The sequence below is a fragment of the Terriglobales bacterium genome, from assembly GCA_035561515.1.
Taxonomy (GTDB): Bacteria; Acidobacteriota; Terriglobia; order Terriglobales; family Acidobacteriaceae; genus DATMXP01.
Map to the genome: position 1 here is coordinate 41,303 of DATMXP010000021.1, position 25,008 is coordinate 66,310.

Consider the following 25,008-nt stretch of genomic DNA (forward strand, 5'->3'; position numbering starts at 1 on the left):
CAATCGAGAAATGCTGAGCATGTTGAAGACCCTCACCGCTCGCACGCTGATTACCGCCGACGCGGAAATCCAGTTTCCTGTGATCCACCTTGATGATGACGGGCGACTCGTCGATATCGGCAGTGACCCGCTGTCGCTCGCAGATGAAACGACGGTGCTTGCCAGTGCGCTGATTGACGTGCACATGCATGGTGGCAAAGGCATCGACGTGATGCATGCCGACGAATCTCAGATGCGCCAACTCGAGATATTCCTGGCGGAGCATGGCGTCGGGCATTTCCTGCCCACCACGGTAACAGCTTCAGTTGACTCCACTCTTCACGCCCTGGAGCGTATGGCGAAGGCGGTTCGCACGGCAAAGGACAGGACTGGAGCTGTACCGTTGGGGATTCATATCGAGGGGCCATTCTTGTCGCACGTAAAGCGAGGCATGCATCCGGCCGAACACCTGCAGCCGCCAAGTATCGAACTTTTCGAGCGGATGCAAACAGCCGCTGACGGCCAGATTCGGATGATGACCGTCGCGCCAGAACCGAATGCAGGTCCGTTCGAAAGGTCGGAGTACAAGGCCGTCGCTGCTCTCGAACTCATCAGGCACGCTTCTCAGCGCGGCGTCGCCTGCTCCGTCGGCCATACGCATGCGACAGCAAAAGAGACTGTGTCCGCGATAGAAGCCGGAGCTGTAACTGCCACTCACACCTTCAACGCAATGCGAGCTTTCGATCACCGCGAACCCGGCGTACTGGGCACCGTGCTTGATGACGAGCGACTCTTTGCCGACCTCATCTGCGATGGCGTCCACGTCTCACCGGCGGCAGTGCGGCTCTGGTGGAGATGTAAAGGTCCAAAGCGGGCGATACTTATTACCGACGCACTTCCGGCCGCAGGCGCGGCCGATGGCGAATACCAAGTCGGCAATGATTGGATTACGGCACATCACGGCCGAGCCGTAGTCACGCGAGATCTGGCAAAGGGTAAAGTAACCCTGGCGGGCTCGGTGCTCACGCTCGAACAAGCGGTGATACGCTTTGCAGAATTCACAAGCGCGAGCATCGGCGACGGTATCCGGCTCGCGTCACATAATCCAGCGGCAATGCTGAATAGTCACGCCAGCACAACGCTTGCGGCCGGATCCCTCGTCAACCTCACTCGCTGGGACGCGAAAGGCAATCTCATTACGACCTACGTGCGCGGACGTGAGTTTGCGGGGAGCGGCACGCATTCGACCCCTCACTTCGCCTGACCTGCGTCTCCTAGCTGCAGGCGAACAGTGACAACCTCGTACGGATTGAGGGTAAGCTGAATCGAATTCGACTGCACTTCAATTGCACGTTGATCATCTTCAACGGCATTCGTTAGAGTCGCGAAGCGTAGCGGCCACAAAGGACTTCGAACGGTCACGTGGGATTGGCTCCCGGCCGTTTCCTGCAACCGGATGATTGTTCCCTTTCCATCTTCTGCCAATTTCCAGGCAGCGAGAATAACGTTCTCACCCGAGATATCTAGGAAACTCGTCCCCATCGCGGGTAACGGCCGTTCCGGGTTACCGATCTTGTCCGGTACGATCACGCGGTTGAGTTCTGCAGGTTCCATGCTTTCCCATCCCAGCCTTGAGAACGCGGACGGGGAGAAGCTTTTCGCGCTGGTCAACACGTACCGGAATGACAACACACCTCCCTGCCCTGCCTGATAATTCGTGTGCCAGTAGTTGTTCATCACATACGAAAGCATCGTGGACGACTTCGGCTGAAACTGCCCCGGCCATTCGCCTCGAACGATGTCGCCAAAAGTAGCGAGAGGAGCGTCAACGGGAACAATTGCGACGGCCAGTCCATTGTCGTGTGCAGCCATCCAGTGCTGGACGGTGAACCACTCCAGACTTCCGCCTTTCATCATGTTTTTCGCCGGATCGATCCAGCCCTGTTGGATTTCGTATGCAAATTGCGGGCGCTCCAGGTTGATCGGGAAAGCGAAGTAGATCCCTTCTTTCTCTTCGGTGTATTGCTTATCCACCGTGTAGTTGAACTCAATCTTCTTTTCCGAATCGAAAAGAAGAACTTCCAACTGGACAGAACGAGTGTTCGTGTTGGAACTCTCGAGGCGGATGGAATGACCCCACGGCGTCTTCTTCGCGCCCAGGTACCTGCCGCTCTGTGGCGGGTGAACCGTGAGATCGGGCTTGGGAAGCGCTGGATCAGGATGAACGATCGTCGTGCCACCATGGCCGCCACTCACATAGACATACTGTCCAAACCGGTAGGGACTCTTCTCATCTGCGATGTCTCGCTGTAACTGCTTGTCGAAGATACTTCGAATCGAGCCACTCGCGGGATCGACCGTCACGCGGTAGAACTGGTTCTCGACAGTGGCTTGCGTGTCTACGCGACTGTCGTCGGGAATGTCTGATTCCACCTTGAATTGAACGCACTTGTAACCAACCGGAGGTATATCCGTGACTAGAAAACGCGCACGAGTAAATCCTTCGCGTCTCCATAGCAGTTCTGCCGGAATTTCGCGGCCGGTCGCAATATCCACCAGGCGTTCGTTCTTCCGGAGGTCGGTTTCAACAAGGACGTTCCGTTTCCAGTTCAGCCCGTTGAAGACAACCAGTGTCAGGGCAGGCACATGGATCTGATCCGTAACGTGTGCCATCGCACGGTTAGCAACATCGTCCAACTGAAATTTCGCCTGAACTGCGCGATTGTCTTTGATCGCCAATTCATCAACGACGCGCTGCATGTGCGGCTGAGTGACGGACATGCCGCCCGTCCACGTATGCTCGGAATAGAGCTGGATGTTTCGCCATGCGTCATCGAGTTCCGCCTTCGGCGGATGGAACCCGAGTCCCATCGCGTGCGCAACTGTCGAAAGGAAGTCAACTGACAGCGCACGATGCTGATTCAGGCGGTCTTGCTTCGTGTTTGCAGCATCGGCGCCGATTCCGTCTTCCCAGTACGGCCCGAAGTCACCCTTATAGGTCGCCAAGTTCGAAGCGTAGCGCTGGTCAATGTAGCGCAAGAAGTCGGCAAATGTGGCGTATCGAAATTCTGGGAAGGCGTATTCGCGGTTCCATTCTGACGCGAAGCCACCCAGCCTGGCTTCTATCTGCGTGTTCTCGCTTTGAGCACCGTAGATCAGAAGCGCATCAGGCGCGTAGTTCTCCTGTGAGTACCGTCGCAGGAAGGGCGGCAGAGCACCCTGTCCGCCCTCGATTTCGGGTGGTAAACCAAACAGTGATTCGATTTGCGAGTAATTGCGGGAGTACCAGAACAGCACTTTGCCGCCGCCGGTTCCTTCCCACCAGAACGGTGATTTCAGATCCCAGTCTTCGTGTTGCAGCACCGGGCCGCGGTCGCCATTCCCCGCCGCGACCAGATATCGAATACCCGCGCGCGCCAAGATGGACGGATACGCTCCCGTGTAACTCGGGACATCGGTGACACTCGCGTAATCGAAGGGGATCCCCCTCGTCCTCGCCAGCGACCTCGAGTAGTAAAGCGATCGGTATAGAGTCTCGAGAGAGGAGTACCCAGTCAGCAGGTTGGCATAGTTTGCCGGGACTCCGATTTTTCCGCTCTTCACAACTTCAGCTAACTTAGCCTGCAGATCGGGTGAGCGAGTATCCATGAACTGCTCTACGTTCCAGGAGCCATCGGTAGCAAAACGGAACTCCGGATGCTCCCGCACCATTGCCATCACATCCTGCAGTGTCCTGGCTTGTACCTCGGAGACTTTGCCTTGATAGTCCGTGTAGCCGATATCGAGATGTGTATGCGGCACCACGAACAACTTCCATTTGCGTGCAGGTTGGACTTGAAACGTGAATTCGCTCTCACCCGAGGAGCCAATCGTCAGCTGAGCCGTCACCACGCCGGTCCACTCCGGAACCTCGAAATCGATCGACTGCTCTCCGAAGTCCGCCATGGGTTTCACTTCAGCCGCGAAAGAACGGCCGTTCATTTTCAATACAGCCTTCTGTGCTGCTTCAGGCCCCGTAAATCGAACTGTGGCATTCACCACTTCCAGTAGTTGTCCCTCGCGTTGGCGATAGAAAATCGTGGGACGCAGACTCGCCGTAATTCTTGCAGGTTCCCTAGAGGTCTGCTTTGTCAGGGAAATATAGTCGTAACGAATGCCTGAAACATTTCGCTTGTCGGTGTGACGGCGAGATGGCTCGGTGCATGACAACGAGACTCTGTTCGCACCTGCCTTCAGATAGGCTGAGGGGATATCAATGGATAGCTCGGCTAATCGTACGGGATCGGGTTCCATGGCGGAGCGAACCAGTTCAGGACGAAGGTAAAAGTCACCTCGATGGCCGTTAACATCAACGCTCACGGTTGGCACGATGGGGGTGTAAGTTATCTCAGATATCCGTAAGACATAGCCGCCGGACGGAGTGGTCAGAGAGAACGTAATGTCGTATGGACTCCCGCAAGTTTGCGTCGCTGCCCAGTCTTTCTTCCAGTCGCCGTTACTTGCGTTGTACACGAGACCTGGTCGTGGCTGTGGCGGGAACTCCCTGGCCGACCGGTCGTCCCGCCCGATCTCCCAAATGGGCTTGCTCTGCGGCGAGGCCAAGGACAACGCGCCAACCAGCACAAACCAGGAGATAATCAGGACTCGCAAATAGGCGGATAGCAGTCTCTTATTCCAAATCATGAATACAGGTCCTTGCTTGAGTCTCATTGAAGCGTAACCTCACCGAACAACATACAGTTGGTACCGATTCCATTCCAGCACTCAGCAGCGTGAAGCAGGGTACACGTCAGACAAATTCCACGCAACTTCAACGCTGCCGAAAGCCGGTGCCGTATACTGTTTTGGAATCGATTCCCACGAGACGGATGGGAGGAGTTGATGTCGATTTCACGCAGGAAAGCGTTAGTGGCACTGACAGCCACCGGACTGACCGCGGCAGCTGGCGCTGCCTCGAGTACCGGAAGCGCAACGCGATCGTCGTCCACCGGCTCAGGTAGCGCTCCGTGCCCCGATCCTATCTACGAGAAACCGGCGGCAATCTCTGAGGCTGAGTTCGGTAGTAGGCGAATCGAAGGTATACACGCCGCAGAGGTCAACGACTTCTCCCCGTTTGGCTATAGCGGACCCTTCACTCCCAGTCCGCCGCATGCAGATCTCAACCCCCGTAAGGCTATCCTGATCAGGTGGAAAGACCACAACCAGCGATTTGTGTTCAGCCACGAAGCCAGCTACACGCCGTGGCTCGAACTCGACGGACACGCAGGACTCTGCAACCAGTTCTTCGAATCGAATCACGGGGCGGAACTGTTCAACCAGAACGGACGCAACCAACGAAACAGTTTCGTTGACATCGTCGAGTCCGGTCCGCAGCGGGTTTGGGTGCGATGGAACTACATCTGCGTACACGAGAACGACAACGAAAAACCTGCGCTTCGGGGGACCGAAGACTATGTTGCCTATCCGAACGGATTGGTGTGGCGGCGCCTTACGTACGAAACCCTCCGACCGGACGTTCCAGACGGCTACAGTTTCCAGCCACTCGACTTCTTCTGTATCGCTTCTCCCAAACTAGGTTGGGACGACCTGTTCTCGCGCGACACCGAGCATGGCGATTACCTTGTCGGATCCGTAATCGATGCGTACTCCGACAGGGTGTACCGCAAGTTTTGGGACGACAAAGGAAAGTCCAGACGCGTTGGCGATGCCCGCCTACTGCTCGAAATTTCCAAATCAAAGGGACTCGCGATGGTCGCCCCATTCAAAGTGGGGAGCGCCTTCGTCATACTCGGCGAATCAAGCGGCTTTCCAGCCTCACGCACCCAGGTGGTGGACCACTCATTTAAAGACACTGGTGGATGGGGATGGGGTGCCATACGTTGGGACCACTGGCCCGTCGGCTGGATCAATAGCCAAGCCCATGACCGCGAGCCCGGCTCAATATACCCGTATCATTTCGGCCAGTTCTCTCACTACATTGTCGATCAACCGATCATCGACGCGAAACTCGACTTTTTGAAAACCCTTCAGAACATGGACTTGAATCGCTGGACGGAACGGCACGTGTACTACACGCTTACAGGTGTCGCGCGCGACGACGCCTCCGTTCGGAAAATCGCCAGACGTTGGCTGGACAAAGGAAAAGAATGCGCAAATCCAGCGAGCGTAGCGGACCTTATCTAATCGACCTGCGGGAGCTTGCGACCAAGCTCCCTTCAGCACATTCATTTACGCGGTTAACGACGGCGGCATTTTCGTCTGATCCACCCCGAGTGTTTTGTTGGCGGCGGAACCGACGGTAAAGACCAGGTGTGCACCCTTCACCAGGTCTTCATGGCGCACCCAAAGCCGGTCCTGCTGTTTGCCATTAAGTGATACCGACTGGATGTATCGGTTCGTTTCCGGCTTGCCGTCGATTCCCTTGCCCTCAATGACGAGTTTTCGGCCGTTTGCGAGCCGAACGGTCACTTTTTCGAATAGCGGAGCCGAAAGAACATAGGTCGCGCTCACTGGATCGACGGCGTACAAACCCATCGCGCTCATCACAAACCACGCCGACATCTGACCGCAGTCCTCGTTTCCATCGAGGCCGTCGAAGTTGTTCCGGTAATGGGTGAGGAGTATCTCGCGCACGCGCTCCTGCGTTTTCCACGGTCGGCCTGCCCATGTGTACAGGTAAGCGATGTGGTGGCTCGGCTCGTTGCCATGAACGTATTGGCCAATGTTGCCGGTCATGTCAACCACCACCTCATTCGTGACGCCGGGTTCCTCGACGAATAAGCGGTCGAGCTTAGCCGCGAAAGCGTCACGGCCGCCAAACAGCTGCATGTAGCCCTTCACATCGTGCTGAATGAAAAACGTGGACTGCCATGCATTGGCTTCCGTGTAGTCGCGCCGATGCGGGACGTGGCCGGTCGCCTTGGGATCGAAGTTCTGGATCCACTTTCCATCACTGAGCTTAGGCCGGATGAACTGTGTTTCTGGGTCAAACACGTTGCGGTAATTTTGTGAGCGTTTGCGCTGAATGCGCGCATCGTCGGCGTGACCAGTGGCTTCGGCAACTTTGGAGCACGCCCAATCACAATAGACGTACTCGACGAGTTTGCCGATCGACTCGCCTCCGTCCCCAGCCGGGATATATCCCATCTGCCGGTACACCCCCAAACCCATGTAATCGTCTTCCATGTTGCGCTTGCGCATGCCGGCGTAGGCGCGTTGCCAATCAATGCCAGGAACCTTCTTCACGCATGCTTCGGCCATTACGCTCGCCGCGTGATACCCGGGCATGCAGTAGGTCTCACCATCCTGCAACGGCCAGATCGGGAATCCGTAAATACTCTGCTCGGCCATGCGGACGAGACAGTTCACCATCGGTGTTATTCTCTCCGTCTGCCACAGCGTGTACGAAGGATGCAGCGCTCGATACGTATCCCACAGCGAGTAGGTGCTGTAGTTTTGTTCTCCGAGTCCGAGTTGGTGTATCTGTTTGTCCAGGCCGCGATACTGCCCGTTGCAGTCGTCGGCCAGCGTGGGAGCACACATCATGTGGTACAGGCCGGTATAGAAAATCTTCTTGCGTTCTTCGCTTGGGTCCTCAACTTCGATTCGCGAGAGTTCCTTCTGCCACATCGCACGGGCGGCCTTCTGTGTGGCTTCGAAATCAAACGCTGGCTGTTCGGCGCGAAGGTTCCCAAGTGCGTTCGACGTGCTGACCATCGATATCCCGGTCTTCACAAGAACCGTAGTACCCGGGTCGAAGTGGAAGGCGACCTTCAGGTTGCGTCCGTTTACGCTTCGAACGGTCGAAAGCTTGTCGTCGACGAAAACTTCCACCTTCTTCGGTTTCACGGAAAACTCAGTTGCGAAGTAGATCTCCCGGTTCGGCGCCCACTTGTCAACGCGGCGACCTCCCATCGCAAGAGTGTCGCTGACCAACGCGAGTTCCGCCGACTGCACTGGATTCTCAGTTCCGTAAGCGTGATGCCAATCCAGCAAGACATACGCGGGCTCTCCTGCGGGAAACGTGAATCGCGCCAGACCGGTGCGCTCGGTTGCCGTAAGTTCGGTCTTGATCTTTGCCCCGCCTGAGCTCTGTGTTTGAACGGAGTAATACCCTGGTTCACCCCTTTCATCCTCGTGCGAGAAGCGGGAGCGGTAAGTGCCTTCTGGATTCTTGCGCGCCTCGGGATCCGTTCCCGGCTCCAGCACCACCGGCCCTGTGCGGGGTACGAGCAGCAGATCCAGCATGTCACCGACACCCGTGCCGCTCAGGTGAGTATGGCTGAAGCCCATCAATGTCGCGTCGTCGTGGTGGTAGCCCGATGACCAATCCCAGTCGCGAATTCCCGTGTCGGGGCTGAGTTGTACGGCTCCGAAGGGCACGGTTGCCCCCGGGTAGCAATGGCCATGACCTCCGGTGCCGACGAACACATTCACGTACCGAACCAAGTCGGGGTACGCTCCCGCATCGGCGGGCTTGCGGGTTTGTGCGGAGGCCGGGAGTGCACCGTCCATCAGGGCAGCACCGGCAGCCGCCGACGCTATGGCAAGAAAGTCACGACGATTCAACATGGCAACTCCACCGTGCATGGAATCAATTTCAAAAAGCTACCATACTCGTTCATGCTTCACTATCGTTACGCAAAGGAGAGTCATTCTCCGTGAAGGACGGATTGCCGAGCATTCGAACCAACTGCGAGTATACGTGCCGCATTCGGAGCTAGTAGACTCTAACGCTAAGTCGACAGCTTGAATGAGTCGTTAGAAGCATTAGGCCATTCAGTCACCCCCACCATTACTCGGAGATCAGGCATGCGCCGTTTCATCGCGATCCTTTTGTTGTCAATTTCTACCCTCTCTTTCGCGCAGCAGTCTGCCGATCCCGAAGGGCACCAGTGGTGGCAACACGCGGTCTTTTACGAGATCTATCCACGCAGCTTTGCCGATACCAACAACGACGGTATTGGCGACCTGCGGGGCATTGACTCCAAACTCGATTATCTTCAGTGGCTTGGGGTGACCGCCATTTGGATTACCCCCATGTTCCCCTCGCCACAGGTTGATTTCGGGTACGACGTCTCCGATTACGAGAACGTCGATCCTGTGTATGGGAGCCTTGCTGATATGGATCGCATCATTACACACGGAAAGCAAAAGAATGTGCGCGTGATTCTCGATTTAGTGGTGAACCACACTTCCGACAAGCATCCGTGGTTTGTCGAGTCTGCATCGTCAAAGAACAATCCGAAGAGCGATTGGTACATTTGGCACGACGGCAAGAATGGAGAGCCACCAAACACTTGGACGTCCCACTTTGGGGGCTCGGCCTGGAAATTCGTTCCATCGCGCGGTCAGTACTATTACCACTATTTCTACGCTGGACAGCCGGACCTGAACTGGCGCAATCCTGAAGTGGAAAAGGCCATGTTCGACGTGACGCGTTGGTGGTACGAGCGCGGAGTAGCAGGCTTCCGGCTCGATGCGGTCGACACGATGTTTGAAGACGTTAACCTCCGGGACAATCCGCCTGTCGACAACGAAAAGAATGCATATGGCGACCAGGTCTACAAGGAGATTTACAACAAAAAGCTCCCAGAACTGCACGGCGCGCTCCAGCGCCTGCGCAAAGTGGCCGACGAATATGGCTCGGTGCTAATCGGCGAGACTCTGACGTCAAACATCGAAGAATTGAACCGGTACTACGGTCCGACGTTGAATGAGATTCAGCTGCCGATGAATTTCATGTTTATGAGAGTCGATAAACTCTCCGCACCCGAGTTCCGCAAACAGATCGCATGGGCCGACGGTGTCAGCGGCTGGCCCGTGTGGGTGATGAGTAATCACGACATCCCGCGCGTATACGACCGATACGGCAACGGTCGAGACAATGACAAAATCGCAAAGCTCATGGCCGCACTGTACCTGACTTTGCGTGGAACCCCGATTCTTTATTACGGCGAAGAGATCGGCATGGAGAACAACGATCCAAAGCGCAGAGAAGATGTACAAGACCCAATCGGCCGGTTGGGTTGGCCGCAGAAAAGGGGACGCGACGGCGAGCGTACGCCAATGCAATGGAATGCTTCAAAGAATGCCGGCTTCAGCGAGGCGAAACCATGGAATCCGGTTGGCCCGCGATATGCACAATACAACGTCGAAGCAGAACAGAAGGATCCCGCGTCGATTTTGAATTGGTATCGGAAGATTATTTCCTTGCGCAGCAAGCATCCGGCACTTCTGGAGGGGAAATACGTTCCACTCAAGGAGAACGATCCGAACGTCCTTGCTTTCCTTCGCAGTTACAAAAACAAGAATGTAGTTGTTGTTTTGAATATGAGTGGAGCACACCAAAAAGCGAAGCTTAATCTCGCTGCCAAGGGTGTAAAAGCGGTGTCCGCGAAAGTTCTGGCCACAACCGGCAAAAATGCTTCGTCTTCTGCCAATGCAGTCGAGTTGGAACCGTACGGAGTTTGGATTGCCGAAGTACCCGCAAAGTAGCGCCTCAAGACTGTGTTGTTATAAAGACTTGACAATATTCGTTTAAACATATATCGTTTAGACATGAGTAAGGATCGTCAGCAAGGCACGGCGACGTCAGCTGCAGCGAGGGTTGAAGAATCGACCTATCTGGAGTTGCTTCGTACATCTGATCAACTCACACGCCAAGTATCCGCCGTTCTGAAGGCTGAAGACCTCTCGCCCACGCAGTACAACATACTGCGGGTGCTGCGCGGCTCCCCAGATGGGCTGCCATGTGGTGAGATCGCAAATCGATTGATCACGCGCGACCCGGACATTACTCGGTTGCTTGATCGCATGGAGAAGCGGGGTCTTATCTCCCGCAGCCGCGAGACGCGCGATAGGCGCATGGTTCTTACCCGAATCGCGAAACAAGGACTGGACGTTCTCAGCCGGCTCGATGAACCCGTTCAAAACACCCATCGCAAGCTGCTCGGGCATCTCGGTCGGGAGAGACTGAATACGCTGTCCACACTGCTGCGCGCAGCTCGCAAAGAAGCTTAGAAATTTTTTCTCCATTTATATGTTGCAACGAATATCGTCATAACACATCAAATGAAGTAAAAGGAAGGATTGAATTATGACCACAGTCACCGCCCCGCAAACCGTCGCCACCACCTGGAACATTGACCCTGTTCACTCCGTTGCCGAGTTCAAGGTCAAACACATGATGATCTCAAATGTGAAAGGCCAGTTCACCGGCGTTTCCGGCGTTTTGAAGCTGGATGAAGCCGACATTACTAGGTCATCCATTGAGGCGAGCATTGATGCGGCATCCATCAACACGCGCGAACCGCAGCGCGACGCGCACCTGAAGAGCACTGACTTCTTCGATGTCGAGAAGTTCCCCACGCTGACCTTCAAGTCGACTCGCGTGAGCCGCAAAGACGACGAACTCGCCGTCGAAGGTGACCTGACGATTCACGGCGTTACGCGCAGAGTAGTCTTCGAAGTCGAAGGTCCAACGACGCCTGGCAAGGATCCGCGGGGTAACACCCGAATCGGCCTCTCGGCGACGACAAAGATTAACCGCAAGGACTACGGACTGACCTGGAATGCGGCCCTTGAGACCGGCGGAATTCTAGTCGGCGAAGACGTCACGATCACCTTGGATGTAGAGTTCGTGAAGGCCTGAAACTCATTACAGTGAATCCGCGGCATGGAGCCCAGACGTTCCGGTGTTCACGAACCCTCTGGGCTCACACTCACCACAATCCAGTCCGACGAGTGCCGCGACAACTATTTCTGCACCGATCTCGCGGCAACAGGTATGTTCCTGCTCGCATCTGGATGTAAGTGGCAAATGGTGCAAAGCTCTTCGTGGTCATATTCGCCGTGGTCACGATCACGTCCTGTTCTCATCCGAAAAGGTTAAGCACGGAAGAGCTACGTTCCACTCTGACGCAAGCTGTCTCCTTCGCGTCGGAATCCGAGACGTTCATTGATTATGTAGTCCAGAAGCGAGCCACGAAGAGCTACGCGAGAGGACATCTGCAATACCTTCTCGATGAGTTATCGCGCTCCGCGAAAGAAACGCATGAATCCATCGCCGCCCTCTCGACACAAGAGATCCTGGCAGAGTCCCAAGATCAACTCGATCATCTAGTCGCGGCCGTAAGGTATGCGAGTCGAGAGCAAGATGATCCCGAGAAGCTTCGAGTTGCGAAGCAGCAGATAGCGAATACGAGAAGAGCGCTGGAGAAAGCGAAAGACTCTCTGTGAAAAAGCTCCTTGGCATCACGCTCGGGATCATGACGGCGCTGGGGGCTTTGTCGACTTAGGACAGATTGTCTTTACAACGCAAGCGGGAGCATTGTTCGGCTACAAACTTCTCTGGGCAATCGTCCTTGGAACAGCAGCAATCATCGTCTATATGGAAATGTGCGGCCGGGTGGCCGTTGTTGCACGAGAACCCGTTTTTTCCGTTGTTCGCACCCGCCTCGGTTTCAAGTTGGGACTTGTTACGCTGATTGCCTCCAACCTCCTCAACTTGATCACATGTGCCGCCGAACTGGGCGGTATCACGATTGTCGTTCACCTTCTCACGGGGTGGCCTGAAAGAGCTGTTTTGATCGGCTCCTCTTTCATTCTTGCATCGATTGTCTTTCTGTTCCAATTCCAATGGATCGAGCGAACGTTCGGCCTGTCTGGGCTGATGATGATTGTCTTCGCTTTTTCGGCCGCTTGGCTTCGACCGAATTGGGGCCAACTCGCACACGGGCTAGTTCCGCAGTGGACATTCTCAAGCGGCAGAGAGTCTCTTCTGTATGCATACTTCGCTGTCGGAATCTTCAGCGCGATGCTGATGGAGTATGAGGTACATTTCTACTCTTCCGGAGCAATAGAAGAAGATTGGACCACGAAAGATCTTGGCGAGAACTTCATGGTGGCTTCCATTGGATCCGTATTGGGATCATTGCTCACTGTCGGGCTACTGATCCTGGGTGCGCTCGTATTCATGCCGCGCCAAATCTTTCCTGATTTGTTGAGTACCTCCGTATTCGCAGGCGCCTATCCTTTCGCACAGAAGGCTCTCGTAATTGCATTGCTAGGAACGCTCGCCTGTATCGCGGGTGCGGCCGTGGAGACTGCACTCTCAGGCGCGTACAACGTGTGCCAGTTCTTCAACTTCAAATGGGGGAAAAATGAGAAGTTACGATCAGCTCCTATCTACACGGCAGCATGGTTGTCCATGTTCGTCCTTGCTCTGGTCATCGCTCTCACTGGCGTGCGTCCACTCCAACTCGTGGATATTTCCATCATCTTCGGAATGGTGATCATGCCTCTCACCTACTACCCCATCCTGCGAGTCGCGGCTGACAAGAACGTGATGGGCAAACACGTGAACGGAAGGGCGGACACCATTCTGGGCTTTGCGTTCCTGTTCCTCATCGTCATCGCGGCACTCGCTGCGATTCCACTGATGATCGCAACGCACTCCGGAAAACCATGAGAACACGAGGATCAGTTACTATCTAATTATGGAATCGACAGCCGAGCGCTCGAGGCGAGGTGCAATGTGGTGGGCCTTGCCGCTCCTGTTTTTAGGTGGCGTCTTTTCGATCGAAGCAAACGGAAATCTCAGTGAGTTTGACGCGCTCACTTCTCACCTGAAGGTGACCTATGGACTGATGGGAATTACGGCAGTTGCTTCCGTTCTTTGCGGACTTTGGCTGGTGATTTCACTAGGGAGTCACCGCTGGGCGCAACGACTGGGTGGTATCGCGTTGGCAGCGTATTCCATCGTTCTGATTGCCGGAACGCTTCTCACCATCATCCCCTGCGCAGGGCCAAGTTGAATGGCCAGCAAACTGATCTCCGGCGGAGTCATCACCACAATCGGCGTTTCCATGGCACGGACCTGGCAGGACTAGCTTTCCTCCACGCTTGAAACCGCGCATATAGCACAGCACCCGTTCAGATATCCACGCCTCACAGCGTCACCATCCCTGAATAGAAAAGCCCTCGCCGTGGCGAGGGCTTTCGGAAGTATCAGCTTTATTTCGGTGTGGTGCGCGGAGTGGTAGTACCGCCGGTCGCCGGACGGTTCACAGCACTCGGGCGCGACGCGCTTGGAGCCGCTGGAGTAGACGCCGGAGCCGCAACGCCAGATTGCGCGTTGAACGCATTCGCCACTTCCTGCGTCACGTCGGTCGATGCGGCAGCCCAGAGCACCGGGCTCTGCGGACTCGAAACGTCCACGATCAGTGAGTATCCGTTGTCCTTCGCGTACTTATCGATCACCTGCATCAGCTTTTGACCAACGCGGTTCACCAGTTCACCCTGCTGTCCCTGGTAGTCACCCTGCGCGTCTTCGAGTTGACGCTGATAGGTCTTCTGCTTTGCTTCGATATCGCGGACTAGTTTGGTGCGGGCGTCTTCGTTCAGTTTGTCACCCTGCGTCTTCAGCTGATCCTGCATGGTCTGGATCTCTTTCTGAAGATTCGTGAGATTGGTCCGCTGGGGCTCGAATTTCTTCTCGAGTGCTTCGAGGTCACGTTTGCCCTCATTGGTAAGGACAATGGCCTGCTGAATGTTGATGATTCCGATACGGGTGCCGGCAGGCGCGTTCTGCGCTGGGGCCGCTGTGGCAGGCGCCGCACTGCCCGTCTGAGCAAATGCGGTGACGGACAAGAGCACCATGGGCATTACAAATCTTGCTAGGGTGCGTTTCATGAGATGTTTCTCTGGACTCCTTGGAAAATCCTTCCGGGAACTCCGTATTGCTTTCGGCGAAGGCCCTCCCCGGTCCAGAAAGAGGCCTCGAAAGAAATTAACCGGGATACGGAATGGCAGAATAATTATAGGAGTGCGCGTAAATAGCGTCAAACCAGAATGGGACGACAATAACCGCTCGGAATCCACTCGTCCCTTCGTGCGACCAGATCCTTGCCTGTGCTGACCGCTTCATCGTGCTCGCGACTCGAAACACCGTCGCCGCTGGAATGTTGCGGTCCGGAACCGGACCACTCATTACCAGCGTTCCCATTTCGGCCAACGGCTATCAGTGGGCCCTGCTTGTGTCCAGCAACTTGGAATCCGCCGATGTGTTCGCATTGGTAGCCTTGCGAAAAGCAGATCTATAGAAGTCTCCAGATTCGAAGTGAGTTTTTCGGTTTGGGGGTTCAGTGGCCTGCTGCGCAAGGCGATGCAGGGAACAAGAATCGCAAACAGGAATAGTTGATCAGCACAAGGTCTCCGAAGTACGTGTTGGCCGACGGTTCTAATGAATCACCATAACCCAAAGCGAGGTGCGGTATGTCACATCGGAGGAAATCATAGGGTCTTACAATCAACCCGCCTCACGAGACTTCCCGAAGTCTCTGCTTTGGCCAAAGCTGTTGTCCGTAAATATTTTTGGAGGCGCTGTGAAGAACGTTCAACGCATCTTTGCTGTACTTATTGGGCTCCTCGTAATCATGGCCGTGTGTGCTTACGCGGCTGAAACAGCCCCCGGCACCGTGGTATTGAAGGGTGCTCCGATGGGCGGTGTGAAATTCGACCATAAGGCCCACGAGGCCCGTGGCGCGAAGTGTGAAACCTGCCATCACGCTAGCAAGCCTGAAAAGGCTTTGAAGACTGCGCACCAGAACTGCCAGGAATGCCACACCACCACCGTTGCCGCCCCGATGAAGACGAAGGCGCAGGCCGCGTTCCACAACCCGGCCGCCACCGCTGGCGTTTGCATCGATTGCCACAAGGCAGAAAACGCCAAGGGTAAGAAGGCTCCCACAAAGTGCATGGAATGCCACAAGAAAACGAATGTCTAGTTCGTTCTCTTCAGAGCGCGCCGCTTCGGTGGCGCGCTTTTTTGTTTCCACCCGGAGGTTCGGGACATCTCTTGTTCATCTGCTTCTTTAATTTTCATGAGGACTGGTGAGGATGAAGTTCGAAACGCTATCGGTACATCCCTACGAACGAGGCCCGCACGAAAGCGCGCGTCCGGTGACGGAAGCAATCTCTCTTTCCACGATTTTCGAACGGCACGTGAACGGCGAATACCCGCAGGGGTTCAGCTACACCCGTGCATCGAATCCGAACCGCAGTCAGTTGGAATCGGCGCTCGCGCATCTGGAAGCCGGAGTTGAAGCTGCCGCGTTCTCTTCCGGCTCGGCGGCCACCGCAGCAGTATTCCAGGCACTCAAGCCTGGAGATCACGTTATCTGCTCCGGTGGCTTTTACGGAACGAAGCATCTCCTCGAAGACGTCTTTGCACCTTGGGGATTGAAGGGCACGGTCATGGACACAGTGGATATCGGAGCCGTCGAAGCTGCGATGCGACCCGAGACAAAGTTACTCTGGGTGGAGACGCCGACGAACCCCATGATGCTCATCAGCGACATCCGTGCCCTAAGCGATATGGCAAGAAAACGGGGTGCCATTTGCATAGTCGATAGCACAGCAGCCAGCCCGGTGCTTCAGCGGCCTCTGGCATTGGGGGCCGACCTGGTTCTTCATTCCACCACCAAGTACCTCGGCGGCCACAGTGACATCCTCGGCGGCGCCATCGTCACAAGAGAAAAATCGGACTTCTTTCAGAGGATTCGGCAGTTGCAGTGGGCCGGCGGTGCGGTACCGTCACCGTTCGAATGCTGGTTGCTCATGCGAGGAATACGCACGCTCGCTCTCCGCGTGAGGACTCAAGCCGCGAATGCATTGACAATTGCGGAGTTTCTTTCACACCATCCCAAAGTCGAGAAAGTCCTCTACGCGGGTCTGAAGTCGCATCCTGGGCATGAAGTCGCGACGAAACAAATGCAGGGCGGGTTCGGCGGATTAATGTCGTTCCTTGTCAAAGGAGACGATCAAACCGCGTTGCGCATGACCACACACCTGAAAGTAGTGACTCGCGCAACCAGTCTGGGAGCCGTGGAGACGACCATCGATCACCGCTACTCTGTCGAACCGCCTGGGACTCCAACACCGAAGAACCTGCTGCGCCTGTCTGTCGGCATTGAGCATGTCGAAGACCTGATCGCCGATCTCGATCAGGCGCTCTCCAGAGTGTGAGGTCGCCTCTAGTTCAAGGCTCGACGGGGTCTGAAACTGTGGCCAGCTTCACTCCGCGTCGAGTCTTGCGGATCCGATCGGCGGTGATCATGGTCGTAACCCAGATTGCTCCCGCCATGTATCCGCCGACCACATCGCTTGGAAAATGGACACCGAGATAGATGCGCGACAGGCCAATCAGCGTCACCAGTACTGCGGCGACACTCCAGATCAGAATGCGCAGCCATCGCGAGCGAATGCGAGCGTTGATCAGGCCGGCCATGACGAGATAAAAGCAGAAGGAAAACAACGCGTGTCCGCTGGGGAAACTGTAAGACGAAGGTACGGTCCCGAAGAAAGGCTCGGGGCGCATGCGCCGAAAGCTGTTTTTCAACGAGAGGTTCAGCACCGCCGCGCCGACCATGGTGATGGTCAGCCAGAGCATGCCACGCTTCCACCGTTCGTAGAGGAACAAGGAAACACCCACAACCATCATCGCGATCAAACCGGGGCCGCCCATTTCCGTGATGGCAAACATCACCTTGGTCAAACCAGGCGAGGCGAACCCGTTCACGTAATTCCGCACCACGGCATCGAAGTGCGCGGTTTCACCCTCTCGCATCTCTTCAGCAATCCACGAAAACAGGGCAAGAAAGATCACGGCCGCAACAAGGCTGCTGACCACTGCTGCCGTAATGAGCGGAACTGGCTTTTCGGTTTGCTCGGGGTCGTTGAGGCCAAGCCGGAGGATCGCCATCATCGTGCGGCCGCCAGGGCTCGAGAATTACTGAACGCAGATATCAGGCCATCGAGCTTTGCCAGCAGCGCGGAGTTATCACTGCGCGGATACTCGGCTAGCTTCTCGCGATACCAGTCGAGGTTGAAGAGAAACGATTCGATCTTTTCTTTGCTCAACTCCTTCCAGTACGCACCATAACCCAACTTGTCCAGGTAGTAGGCGTTGAAGATCTGCTCGAACTGATGTGCCACTGGGATCGCAAAGTAAGGCTTGCCCAAGTAGAGCGCTTCGGAAATCAACGAGAAGCCGGCGTTGGCGATCACGGCCTTGCAGTTGGTCAAGTCGGCAAGGAACCCATCCAGCGAAGCCTTCTTGTAGAGAACATTTCCCTGCGCACCTTCTCTCCCGAATCCGTACGCTACGAAGTTACAGTGAACTCGAGCCAGTATCTCTGCGAGATGCGGCGAAGGAGATGTCACATATACCAGCACGAAATCGCCGGTGGTCGGTCTTGCCGATAGAACTTCCTGTCTCAGTAGCGGCGGAAACACAAACGTGTTCTTCTTTTTCACCTCTGCCGGGAAGAACGAAATCACCAGGTTGGCGTTGGCACGAGGGGTCATGAGCCTGGTGACTACGCGGGTCGCGGCGGCATCTTTCCGATACTCCTTCGGATAACTGACGTCGCAGTTGGTAATGGCGTGCTGGTTGTCGATGGCAATCAGCGGTAGCTTCCGCCGATGCGCAACGTGGCAGGTCATCGGCTCGAAATCGGTAATGACCAGATCAATTTTCCAGGTCTCCGCCGATTGCATGAGGCCCCGGTGGCTTTTAGCCGCCTTCGGTGCCGATAGCAGATTCTTCGCTGCCGTCTTGCCGTACCGGACACGGTTGTTCACGTACGCCAGTCGAAGCCCATGGATTTCAGTGACCTCAAATTCATCACTCAGGTTCTTCAACCCGCGATCGAAGGAAGCCACGTGGAGCGAGTGCCCCTGCCGGCTCAGGTGCCGCAGCACTTCCTTGGCCCGGGTGCTATGGCCTGACCCCTCGCCATTCACGCCATAGAGGATGTTCGCCATTACCGGCGAGTATATCGCGACTTGAAAGTAACAGCCGGAAACGGGAAACTAGAGGTTCATGCCCACCGTTGCCACAAGCACAAAGTATGAAGCCGTCATCGGACTGGAAGTCCACGTACAGCTTCTGACCGAATCGAAAATCTTTTGCGGGTGCTCCGCCAAGTTCGGAGCGCCGCCGAACACGAACGTCTGTCCGGTTTGCCTGGGCATGCCGGGGGCATTGCCGGTTCTGAATCGCCGCGCAGTGGAATACGCAACGCTTGCGGCCATGGCCATCAACTGCCGAATTAACGAAAAGTCCATTTTTGCGCGCAAGAACTACTTCTATCCCGATCTGCCCAAGGGATACCAGATCTCCCAATACGACAAGCCAATCGGCGAATACGGCTATATCGACATCGAGGTAGAGGGCCGGAAGAAACGGATAGGCATTACCCGGCTGCACCTCGAGGAAGATGCCGGCAAGAGCCTGCACGACGGCTTCTCCGACTCCAGCGAGTACACCTATCTCGACCTGAACCGCTGCGGCACACCCCTGGCTGAAATTGTGAGCGAACCTGATATCCGCACGCCTCAGGAAGCGTTTGAGTACCTGACGAAACTCAAGGAGATCATCCTCTTCACGGGGGTCAGCGACTGCAACATGGAAGAAGGCTCCCTGCGCTGCGACGCGAATGTGAGTATTCGTCCGATAGGCCAGAAAGAGTTCGGCACGAAGGCAGAAATTAAGAATGTGAACTCGTTCCGGTTCATTCGCGAAGCGTTGGAATATGAAATTGCGCGACAGATCGAAGTGGTGGAATCGGGCGAGCGTGTGGTTCAGGAGACGCGGTTGTACAACGCCGATCAGGGAAAGACCTATTCCATGCGCTCGAAGGAACGTGCGCACGATTACCGCTATTTCCCCGAGCCCGACCTTCTCCCCCTTACGGTCAGCGAGGTTTGGCAGAGTGACATCCGGAGCAAGATGCCGGAACTGCCGGATGCCCGCCGGGAACGATTCGTACGGGAGTTTGGCGTGACGGAATACGACGCCGGCGTCTTGACCGCAACTAAACCGCTGGCCGACCAGTTCGAAGCCGCAGCCCGGAGCACAAAGAACCCAAAGCGAGTCGCCAATCTGGTGCAGAGCGAGTTGATGGGTCGCCTGAAGGCAAACAATCTCGAAATTGAGCAGTCGCCGATCTCGATGAAAGGCGTTGCGTACTCAGCCGACCTCGTCGAAGCCGGCACGATCAGCGGAAAAATCCTGAAGGACCTCTACGACCGCTGCTTTGAGTTGAACGAAGACTTCCCTGCCGTTTACGAGCGGGAAAAGCCACAGCAGATCACCGACTCCTCGGCAATCGAGAGAATGATCGACGACGTTATTGCTGCCAGCCCAAAACAGTTGGAACAGTATCGCGCGGGAAAAACCACCATGAAGGGCTACTTCGTGGGACAGGTGATGAAGGCGTCGAAGGGGCAGGCCAATCCTGCGCTCGTTAATGAGTTATTGAACAAAAAGCTGAGCTAGACCTCACAGGAAATTTTTGCCGTTCACCATCTCACATGCCGCTGCCGTCTTGCCGTTGCCCCGTAAGCGTTTGCCCCTGTCTGCTCTCGTCGTCGGAAGCATGGCCCCCGACTTTCCATACTTTGTCCTGCTCAGCGACGTAAGCCGAATCGGCCACACCATTCCGGGCTTGTTCATTTTCTGTATTCCAGTCGGTATGGCGACGCTATGGCTGTTTCATCGCTACCTGAAGCTGCCGTTGTTGGCACTTGCACCAAATAGTCTCCGCTCGCGAATCCCCGCCCAGGCCACGTTCCGCTTTTTTCCTGTGTGGCGCTTCCTCCTGATTGCGATTTGCGTCCTGCTGGGGGCGGTCACGCATATCCTCTGGGATGGCCTGACGCACCTGAACGGAATCTTTGTCGCACACTGGCCGGCGTTACGGCTGGTTTCACCGTTCTGGCCATATCAGCCTCTATTCTCGTTACTGCAACACTTCAGCAGCGTAATCGGACTGCTGCTGCTGGTTTCAGCGTATCTGCGCTGGACGCGCAAAACCCCTCCCACCTCCGAGACCACCGTTCCTCCCCTGAGCACTGCCACAAAAATCCGGACGTTTGCGTGGGGCATACTGCTGGTTGCGGCGATTGGAATTATTTCCGGATGTCACTTCGCCCTCCGTCAGCCGCATATCTGGAAGGAAGTCTTCATCATTCGGACTGTCATCGGGGGTATGGCCGGCGGCATCGTTTCAGTGGCTGTATATGCAACCTGGTGGCACATCCGCATGAGAAAAGCCCCCGAAGCGATGGCTCCGGAGGCTTCTGTCTCAAGCGTGAGATAGTCGCGAATCAGGCGAGAATCTTCGCCGCGTCCTTGGCAAAGTAAGTCAGGATGATGCTCGCTCCTGCCCGGCGGATCGAAAGCAGCGATTCCATCATGACGCGATCGCGGTCGATCCAGTTGTTACGGGCGGCAGCTTCAATCATCGCGTACTCGCCGGATACCTGGTAAGCAGCAATCGGAACGTCGAACCGGTCGCGTGCCATGCTGATGATGTCGAGGTACGCGAGCGCCGGCTTCACCATGATCATATCCGCGCCTTCGTCCAGGTCGAGTTCGATCTCGCGCATTGCCTCCCGGGCGTTCGCTGGATCCATCTGGTAGGAACGCCGATCTCCAAACTGCGGTGCGGAATCAGCAGCTTCGCGGAATGGGCCATAAAAACCGGAGGCGTACTTCGCTGCGTAGGAAAGGATCGGAATGTTCTCGAACCCGTTTTCGTCCAGGGCATCGCGAATGGCTTCAATGCGGCCATCCATCATGTCCGACGGTGCAATGATGTCCATGCCTGCACGCGCCTGCGAAACGGCCGTATTCGCGAGGATATCGAGCGTCTCGTCGTTAACGATCTCGTACTCGTCCACGGCTGCAGGCGAAGCGTGGGTCGTCGATGCCGCGCCCAGTGAACGCGGGGAATTGGCTTTACGCACTATCCCGCAGTGTCCGTGCGACATGTATTCGCAAAGGCAAACGTCGCCCATCAGGAGCAGGTCAGGCACTTCCGACTTGATCGCCCGTGCCGCACGCTGAACAATCCCGTCATCGGCCCAAGCGCCAGTCGCCTGCTCGTCCTTCGACTCCGGCAGGCCGAACAGGATCACCGACGGGATGCCGAGCGACTTCACCACCCGCGCTTCCTTCACGGCTTCGTCCACCGAAAGGTTGAACACACCGGGCATGGAGCGCACTTCCTTGCGGACACCCTCTCCGGGACACACGAACAGCGGATATACAAATGAATCCGGAGTCAGGCGGGTTTCGCGCACAAAATTGCGCATGGCTTCGTTACGACGAAGGCGGCGTAGGCGGGTTACAGGGAAGTTCATAACGTCTCGATTTTACACCTGCTACACACTCCGGAACCGCGTAAATTGCGGGTTTCACAACATGTGTGACCGGCATCACTGACGGATTTACAGCGTCCGAAAAACGTGCAAACGCACTCTCTCCTGAGATAATGGAAAAGTGGAACAGCCTTCGCCCATAGCGCACGCATCGGCCCGCGTGCTTGAGTTCGATCACCTTCGTGACCTCCTTCGCGGATACGCCACGTCACCACTCGGCCAGAGCCGCGTCGTCGCCCTGGAGCCTACAGCGAATCGCGACTGGATTGAGCGTCAGCATCGGCTCACTACCGAGATCCGCCAGTACCTGAAGTCCGGAGCGCGCTTCGAGTTTGGCGGACTGCTCGATGTCTCACGACTCCTTGAAAAGGCCCGGATCGCCGGAGTTGCTCTGGAGCCAAATGACCTCCGTGACATCCTTGTTATCGCCGATCGCGCTGACGAGTGGACAGCAATTACTCGAAACCCGCCTTCCACCATGCGTGCGCCCGCGCACGCCGAAGGCACCGGCTCGCCTTGGCCATCAGTGGCTGAGCTGTCGCGCGGACTGGGCGACTTCATCGGCTTGCTGCGCGGTTTCCGGAACAAGATCCGCCCGGATGGCTCTCTCGAAGACAACGCATCCTCTGCCCTGTCGCACATTCGCCGTGAGATCGAGAAGCAGCGCCGGCATATCCAGAGTTCGCTGCAGTCTTACCTGCGGCGTCTCGCCGAAGGCGACACGCTGCAGGAAGAACTCGTCACGATTCGAGGGGAGCGCTTCGTCATCCCAGTTAAGGTGGAGCAGCAGAAGCGCGTACAAGGCGTCGTTCATGGCATGAGTTCCAGCGGGCGAACCGTTTTTGTTGAGCCTCTGGAAACGATCGAGCAGAACAACGAACTCGTTCGCCTCCTGGAAGACGAACAAACTGAGATCCATCGCATTCTGCTGGAAATGACCGCCCGCATCGGCGAAAGTGCTGGGGATATTTCTCGCGCTGCGGATATCCTTTCCGAGCTCGAGCTCCAGTTTGCCAAGGCACGTTTTGCCGAAGACTACGATGGCTGCATGCCGCGCTTCACGACGTCCGACTCCAACGAGTCGCTCGTGCTGCACAACGCGCGTCATCCATTGCTGGTACGGACATTGAGGCCCAAGGGTATTGACGTTGTACCGATCTCAGTCGAACTCCCGAAAACTGACCGCCAGCTTGTCATCAGCGGTCCCAACACCGGTGGTAAAACCGTTTCCTTGAAGACCGTCGGACTACTCGCCTTGATGGCGCAGGCCGGAATTCCCGTGATGGCGGATAAATGCGAGTTGCCGGTCTTCGACGCCGTACTGGCTGACATCGGCGACTACCAGTCCATCGAACAGAACCTCTCCACTTTTTCGGCGCACGTCACCAACATCGACTTCATCTCGCGGACTGCAACTCACGATTCGCTCGTCCTGCTGGACGAACTTGGCTCGGCTACCGACCCGGAAGAAGGCTCCGCGCTCGCGGTATCGATCGCCGACCATTTTCGCCGTATCGCGGCCATCAGCATCATTTCCACGCACCACACCTCGCTAAAGGTCTATGGCGCCAACAACCCCGGCGTCATGAATGCCGCGGTCGGTTTCGACGAACGCACTCTGCAACCGACATACGAGCTTCGGGTCGGTGTACCTGGCGCTTCCGCAGGCATCAACATCGCACAGCGACTCGGGTTGAACCCCACCATCATCGAAGCCGCGCGCGGCCTTCTTAGCACCCAGACTCAGGACATCGCCACCTTCCTCGACCGTTTGCATCGCGATCTGCGCGAAGTGGAAGACGAACGGGCGCGCACCCGCCAGCGCGAGCAGGAGCTTGACCGCGAACGCAAGCGCCTTGAAGCGGAAGGCATGAAGGAACAGCGGGCGAAAATTCGTGAAATGGAACAGAAGGTCGACGACCTCATGCGCGATTTCGAATACCGCGTACGCGAGGTCGTCAACGCCGTACAGGATCGCGCGGCAGCAACAAAGCTTTCCAAAGACGCGGAAAAACGTATCGCCAAGCTTCGTCGCGAGTTTCGCGAGTCATTCGACTCCACCGTCGTCGCCCACGTCACTGGCGCTGACAAAGGCGACCCCCATGCGCGTCCTGAGATCGTGCAGCAGGTTTCCGAGGGAGACACCGTCAAACTCCGCTCGCTCGGGCGCAATGCCGTGGTGCGGCGCAAACTCGACGGCGACAAGTTCGAAGTGGAAGCAGGAATCATGAAGATGACGGTGCCTCGCTCCGACATCGCCGAGGTCGTCATCCGTATCGCGAACTCTCCCGTGCAAGCCGCGCGCGCGAAGGGCATCAACGTCAAACTCGACACCGATGATCTCTCCGCCCCGAGCGAGATCAACGTCATTGGGCAGACCGTGGACGACGCCACGCGCGAAGTCGAGAAGTTCGTCGACCGTGCATTTTTAGCGGGGATGCCGCGCATTCGCATCGTTCACGGCAGCGGTATGGGAATTCTCCGCAAAGCGATTAGGCAATACCTTCAGAAGCATCCTCACGTCGCAAATGTAACCGAACCTCCGCAGAACGAAGGCGGCGGTGGCGCGACCGTAGTCGATCTCAGAATCTAGCGACACGCACGCAAAAAAGTCTTCGTCAAGAAATCCACAAATATTTCTGTTGACAAGGTGTGTGCATACACCGCAATATCTTGTGCCATAGGAGCTGCTCCTCCAAGCAATTGGATACATAGTGCAGCTCAGGGCCCCTCGGTAGAACTTTCAAGGGAGAAACGTTCGAAGGAGGCAACAAACATGGCAACAAAGAAAAAGGCTGC

Annotated in this window: 20 protein-coding genes; 13 read left to right on the forward strand and 7 right to left on the reverse strand. The window is 56.1% G+C overall.

Annotation, left to right across the window (positions count from 1 at the left end):
- Window positions 1–19: 19 nt before the first annotated feature.
- Window positions 20–1,243, forward strand: coding sequence for an N-acetylglucosamine-6-phosphate deacetylase (gene nagA, locus VN577_09280; protein HWR15009.1), 1,224 nt, complete (start codon window positions 20–22; stop codon window positions 1,241–1,243).
- Here nagA and VN577_09285 read toward each other — a convergent pair.
- A complete protein-coding gene (locus VN577_09285) occupies window positions 1,231–4,662 on the reverse strand; it encodes a glycoside hydrolase family 38 C-terminal domain-containing protein (protein ID HWR15010.1) in 3,432 nt (1,143 codons plus the stop codon). The two genes, nagA and VN577_09285, sit on opposite strands and share 13 nt — an antisense overlap.
- A 198-nt stretch (window positions 4,663–4,860) precedes the next feature.
- Between VN577_09285 and VN577_09290 the strand changes: the two genes are divergently transcribed.
- Window positions 4,861–6,162, forward strand: a complete 1,302-nt coding sequence (locus tag VN577_09290; GenBank protein ID HWR15011.1) for a hypothetical protein — start codon at window positions 4,861–4,863, stop codon at window positions 6,160–6,162.
- Between the two features lie 45 nt (window positions 6,163–6,207).
- Here the strand turns inward: VN577_09290 and VN577_09295 are convergent, their stop codons facing one another.
- Complete coding sequence (locus tag VN577_09295; protein HWR15012.1) at window positions 6,208–8,550, reverse strand: GH92 family glycosyl hydrolase; 2,343 nt, start codon at window positions 8,548–8,550, stop codon at window positions 6,208–6,210.
- A gap of 240 nt (window positions 8,551–8,790) precedes the next feature.
- Between VN577_09295 and VN577_09300 the strand changes: the two genes are divergently transcribed.
- From VN577_09300 to VN577_09325, 6 genes are all read left to right on the forward strand, one after another.
- A complete protein-coding gene (locus VN577_09300; GenBank protein ID HWR15013.1) occupies window positions 8,791–10,476 on the forward strand; it encodes an alpha-glucosidase in 1,686 nt (561 codons plus the stop codon).
- A gap of 63 nt (window positions 10,477–10,539) precedes the next feature.
- On the forward strand, window positions 10,540–11,001 hold the full coding sequence (locus VN577_09305) for a MarR family transcriptional regulator (protein ID HWR15014.1): 462 nt from the start codon (window positions 10,540–10,542) through the stop codon (window positions 10,999–11,001).
- 76 nt (window positions 11,002–11,077) lie between these two features.
- On the forward strand, window positions 11,078–11,632 hold the full coding sequence (locus VN577_09310; protein ID HWR15015.1) for a YceI family protein: 555 nt from the start codon (window positions 11,078–11,080) through the stop codon (window positions 11,630–11,632).
- Between the two features lie 161 nt (window positions 11,633–11,793).
- Complete coding sequence (locus VN577_09315; GenBank protein ID HWR15016.1) at window positions 11,794–12,219, forward strand: hypothetical protein; 426 nt, start codon at window positions 11,794–11,796, stop codon at window positions 12,217–12,219.
- 64 nt (window positions 12,220–12,283) lie between these two features.
- Window positions 12,284–13,450, forward strand: a complete 1,167-nt coding sequence (locus VN577_09320) for a divalent metal cation transporter (protein ID HWR15017.1) — start codon at window positions 12,284–12,286, stop codon at window positions 13,448–13,450.
- A 64-nt stretch (window positions 13,451–13,514) separates the two neighbouring features.
- Window positions 13,515–13,796, forward strand: coding sequence for a hypothetical protein (locus VN577_09325; GenBank protein ID HWR15018.1), 282 nt, complete (start codon window positions 13,515–13,517; stop codon window positions 13,794–13,796).
- A 199-nt stretch (window positions 13,797–13,995) separates the two neighbouring features.
- Here the strand turns inward: VN577_09325 and VN577_09330 are convergent, their stop codons facing one another.
- Together VN577_09330 and VN577_09335 are read right to left on the reverse strand one after the other, a co-directional pair.
- A complete protein-coding gene (locus VN577_09330; protein HWR15019.1) occupies window positions 13,996–14,673 on the reverse strand; it encodes an OmpH family outer membrane protein in 678 nt (225 codons plus the stop codon).
- A gap of 97 nt (window positions 14,674–14,770) precedes the next feature.
- Window positions 14,771–14,971 carry a hypothetical protein gene (locus VN577_09335; protein ID HWR15020.1) on the reverse strand — a complete coding sequence of 67 codons (201 nt, stop codon included), beginning with the start codon at window positions 14,969–14,971 and terminating at the stop codon, window positions 14,771–14,773.
- A 394-nt stretch (window positions 14,972–15,365) separates the two neighbouring features.
- Between VN577_09335 and VN577_09340 the strand changes: the two genes are divergently transcribed.
- Window positions 15,366–15,767 carry a cytochrome c3 family protein gene (locus VN577_09340; protein ID HWR15021.1) on the forward strand — a complete coding sequence of 134 codons (402 nt, stop codon included), beginning with the start codon at window positions 15,366–15,368 and terminating at the stop codon, window positions 15,765–15,767.
- 112 nt (window positions 15,768–15,879) lie between these two features.
- Window positions 15,880–17,007, forward strand: coding sequence for a PLP-dependent transferase (locus tag VN577_09345; protein HWR15022.1), 1,128 nt, complete (start codon window positions 15,880–15,882; stop codon window positions 17,005–17,007).
- 13 nt (window positions 17,008–17,020) lie between these two features.
- On the opposite strand, the gene VN577_09350 is transcribed toward VN577_09345, so the two are convergent.
- Both VN577_09350 and VN577_09355 read right to left on the reverse strand, forming a co-directional pair.
- Complete coding sequence (locus VN577_09350) at window positions 17,021–17,746, reverse strand: phosphatase PAP2 family protein (protein HWR15023.1); 726 nt, start codon at window positions 17,744–17,746, stop codon at window positions 17,021–17,023.
- The gene (locus tag VN577_09355) at window positions 17,743–18,807 is read right to left on the reverse strand and encodes an MJ1255/VC2487 family glycosyltransferase (GenBank protein ID HWR15024.1); all 1,065 of its coding nucleotides are present in this window, start codon (window positions 18,805–18,807) and stop codon (window positions 17,743–17,745) included. Before VN577_09355 ends, VN577_09350 begins: the two co-directional genes overlap by 4 nt.
- A 58-nt stretch (window positions 18,808–18,865) precedes the next feature.
- Between VN577_09355 and gatB the strand changes: the two genes are divergently transcribed.
- Window positions 18,866–20,323: an Asp-tRNA(Asn)/Glu-tRNA(Gln) amidotransferase subunit GatB gene (gatB, locus tag VN577_09360; protein ID HWR15025.1), complete on the forward strand. Its 1,458-nt coding sequence runs from the start codon at window positions 18,866–18,868 to the stop codon at window positions 20,321–20,323.
- Window positions 20,324–20,339: 16 nt separating this feature from the next.
- Window positions 20,340–21,146 (forward strand): DUF4184 family protein, encoded by an 807-nt coding sequence (locus VN577_09365; GenBank protein HWR15026.1) that lies wholly within the window; start codon window positions 20,340–20,342, stop codon window positions 21,144–21,146.
- Window positions 21,147–21,153: 7 nt separating this feature from the next.
- Here VN577_09365 and hemB read toward each other — a convergent pair whose 3' ends face one another.
- On the reverse strand, window positions 21,154–22,191 hold the full coding sequence (hemB, locus tag VN577_09370) for a porphobilinogen synthase (GenBank protein ID HWR15027.1): 1,038 nt from the start codon (window positions 22,189–22,191) through the stop codon (window positions 21,154–21,156).
- A gap of 139 nt (window positions 22,192–22,330) precedes the next feature.
- On the opposite strand from hemB, the gene VN577_09375 reads away from it, so the two are divergent.
- Window positions 22,331–24,802 (forward strand): endonuclease MutS2, encoded by a 2,472-nt coding sequence (locus tag VN577_09375; GenBank protein HWR15028.1) that lies wholly within the window; start codon window positions 22,331–22,333, stop codon window positions 24,800–24,802.
- Window positions 24,803–25,008 lie beyond the last annotated feature (206 nt).

What these genes read in the sequence shown, in the direction of transcription:
- nagA (HWR15009.1), top strand. Translation starts at nt 20, where the DNA reads ATGTTGAAGACCCTCACCGCTCGCACGCTGATTACCGCCGACGCGGAA.
- VN577_09285 (HWR15010.1), bottom strand. Translation starts at nt 4,662, where the DNA reads ATGATTTGGAATAAGAGACTGCTATCCGCCTATTTGCGAGTCCTGATT.
- VN577_09290 (HWR15011.1), top strand. Translation starts at nt 4,861, where the DNA reads ATGTCGATTTCACGCAGGAAAGCGTTAGTGGCACTGACAGCCACCGGA.
- VN577_09295 (HWR15012.1), bottom strand. Translation starts at nt 8,550, where the DNA reads ATGTTGAATCGTCGTGACTTTCTTGCCATAGCGTCGGCGGCTGCCGGT.
- VN577_09300 (HWR15013.1), top strand. Translation starts at nt 8,791, where the DNA reads ATGCGCCGTTTCATCGCGATCCTTTTGTTGTCAATTTCTACCCTCTCT.
- VN577_09305 (HWR15014.1), top strand. Translation starts at nt 10,540, where the DNA reads ATGAGTAAGGATCGTCAGCAAGGCACGGCGACGTCAGCTGCAGCGAGG.
- VN577_09310 (HWR15015.1), top strand. Translation starts at nt 11,078, where the DNA reads ATGACCACAGTCACCGCCCCGCAAACCGTCGCCACCACCTGGAACATT.
- VN577_09325 (HWR15018.1), top strand. Translation starts at nt 13,515, where the DNA reads ATGTGGTGGGCCTTGCCGCTCCTGTTTTTAGGTGGCGTCTTTTCGATC.
- VN577_09330 (HWR15019.1), bottom strand. Translation starts at nt 14,673, where the DNA reads ATGAAACGCACCCTAGCAAGATTTGTAATGCCCATGGTGCTCTTGTCC.
- VN577_09335 (HWR15020.1), bottom strand. Translation starts at nt 14,971, where the DNA reads ATGAGTGGTCCGGTTCCGGACCGCAACATTCCAGCGGCGACGGTGTTT.
- VN577_09345 (HWR15022.1), top strand. Translation starts at nt 15,880, where the DNA reads ATGAAGTTCGAAACGCTATCGGTACATCCCTACGAACGAGGCCCGCAC.
- VN577_09350 (HWR15023.1), bottom strand. Translation starts at nt 17,746, where the DNA reads ATGATGGCGATCCTCCGGCTTGGCCTCAACGACCCCGAGCAAACCGAA.
- VN577_09355 (HWR15024.1), bottom strand. Translation starts at nt 18,807, where the DNA reads ATGGCGAACATCCTCTATGGCGTGAATGGCGAGGGGTCAGGCCATAGC.
- gatB (HWR15025.1), top strand. Translation starts at nt 18,866, where the DNA reads ATGCCCACCGTTGCCACAAGCACAAAGTATGAAGCCGTCATCGGACTG.
- hemB (HWR15027.1), bottom strand. Translation starts at nt 22,191, where the DNA reads ATGAACTTCCCTGTAACCCGCCTACGCCGCCTTCGTCGTAACGAAGCC.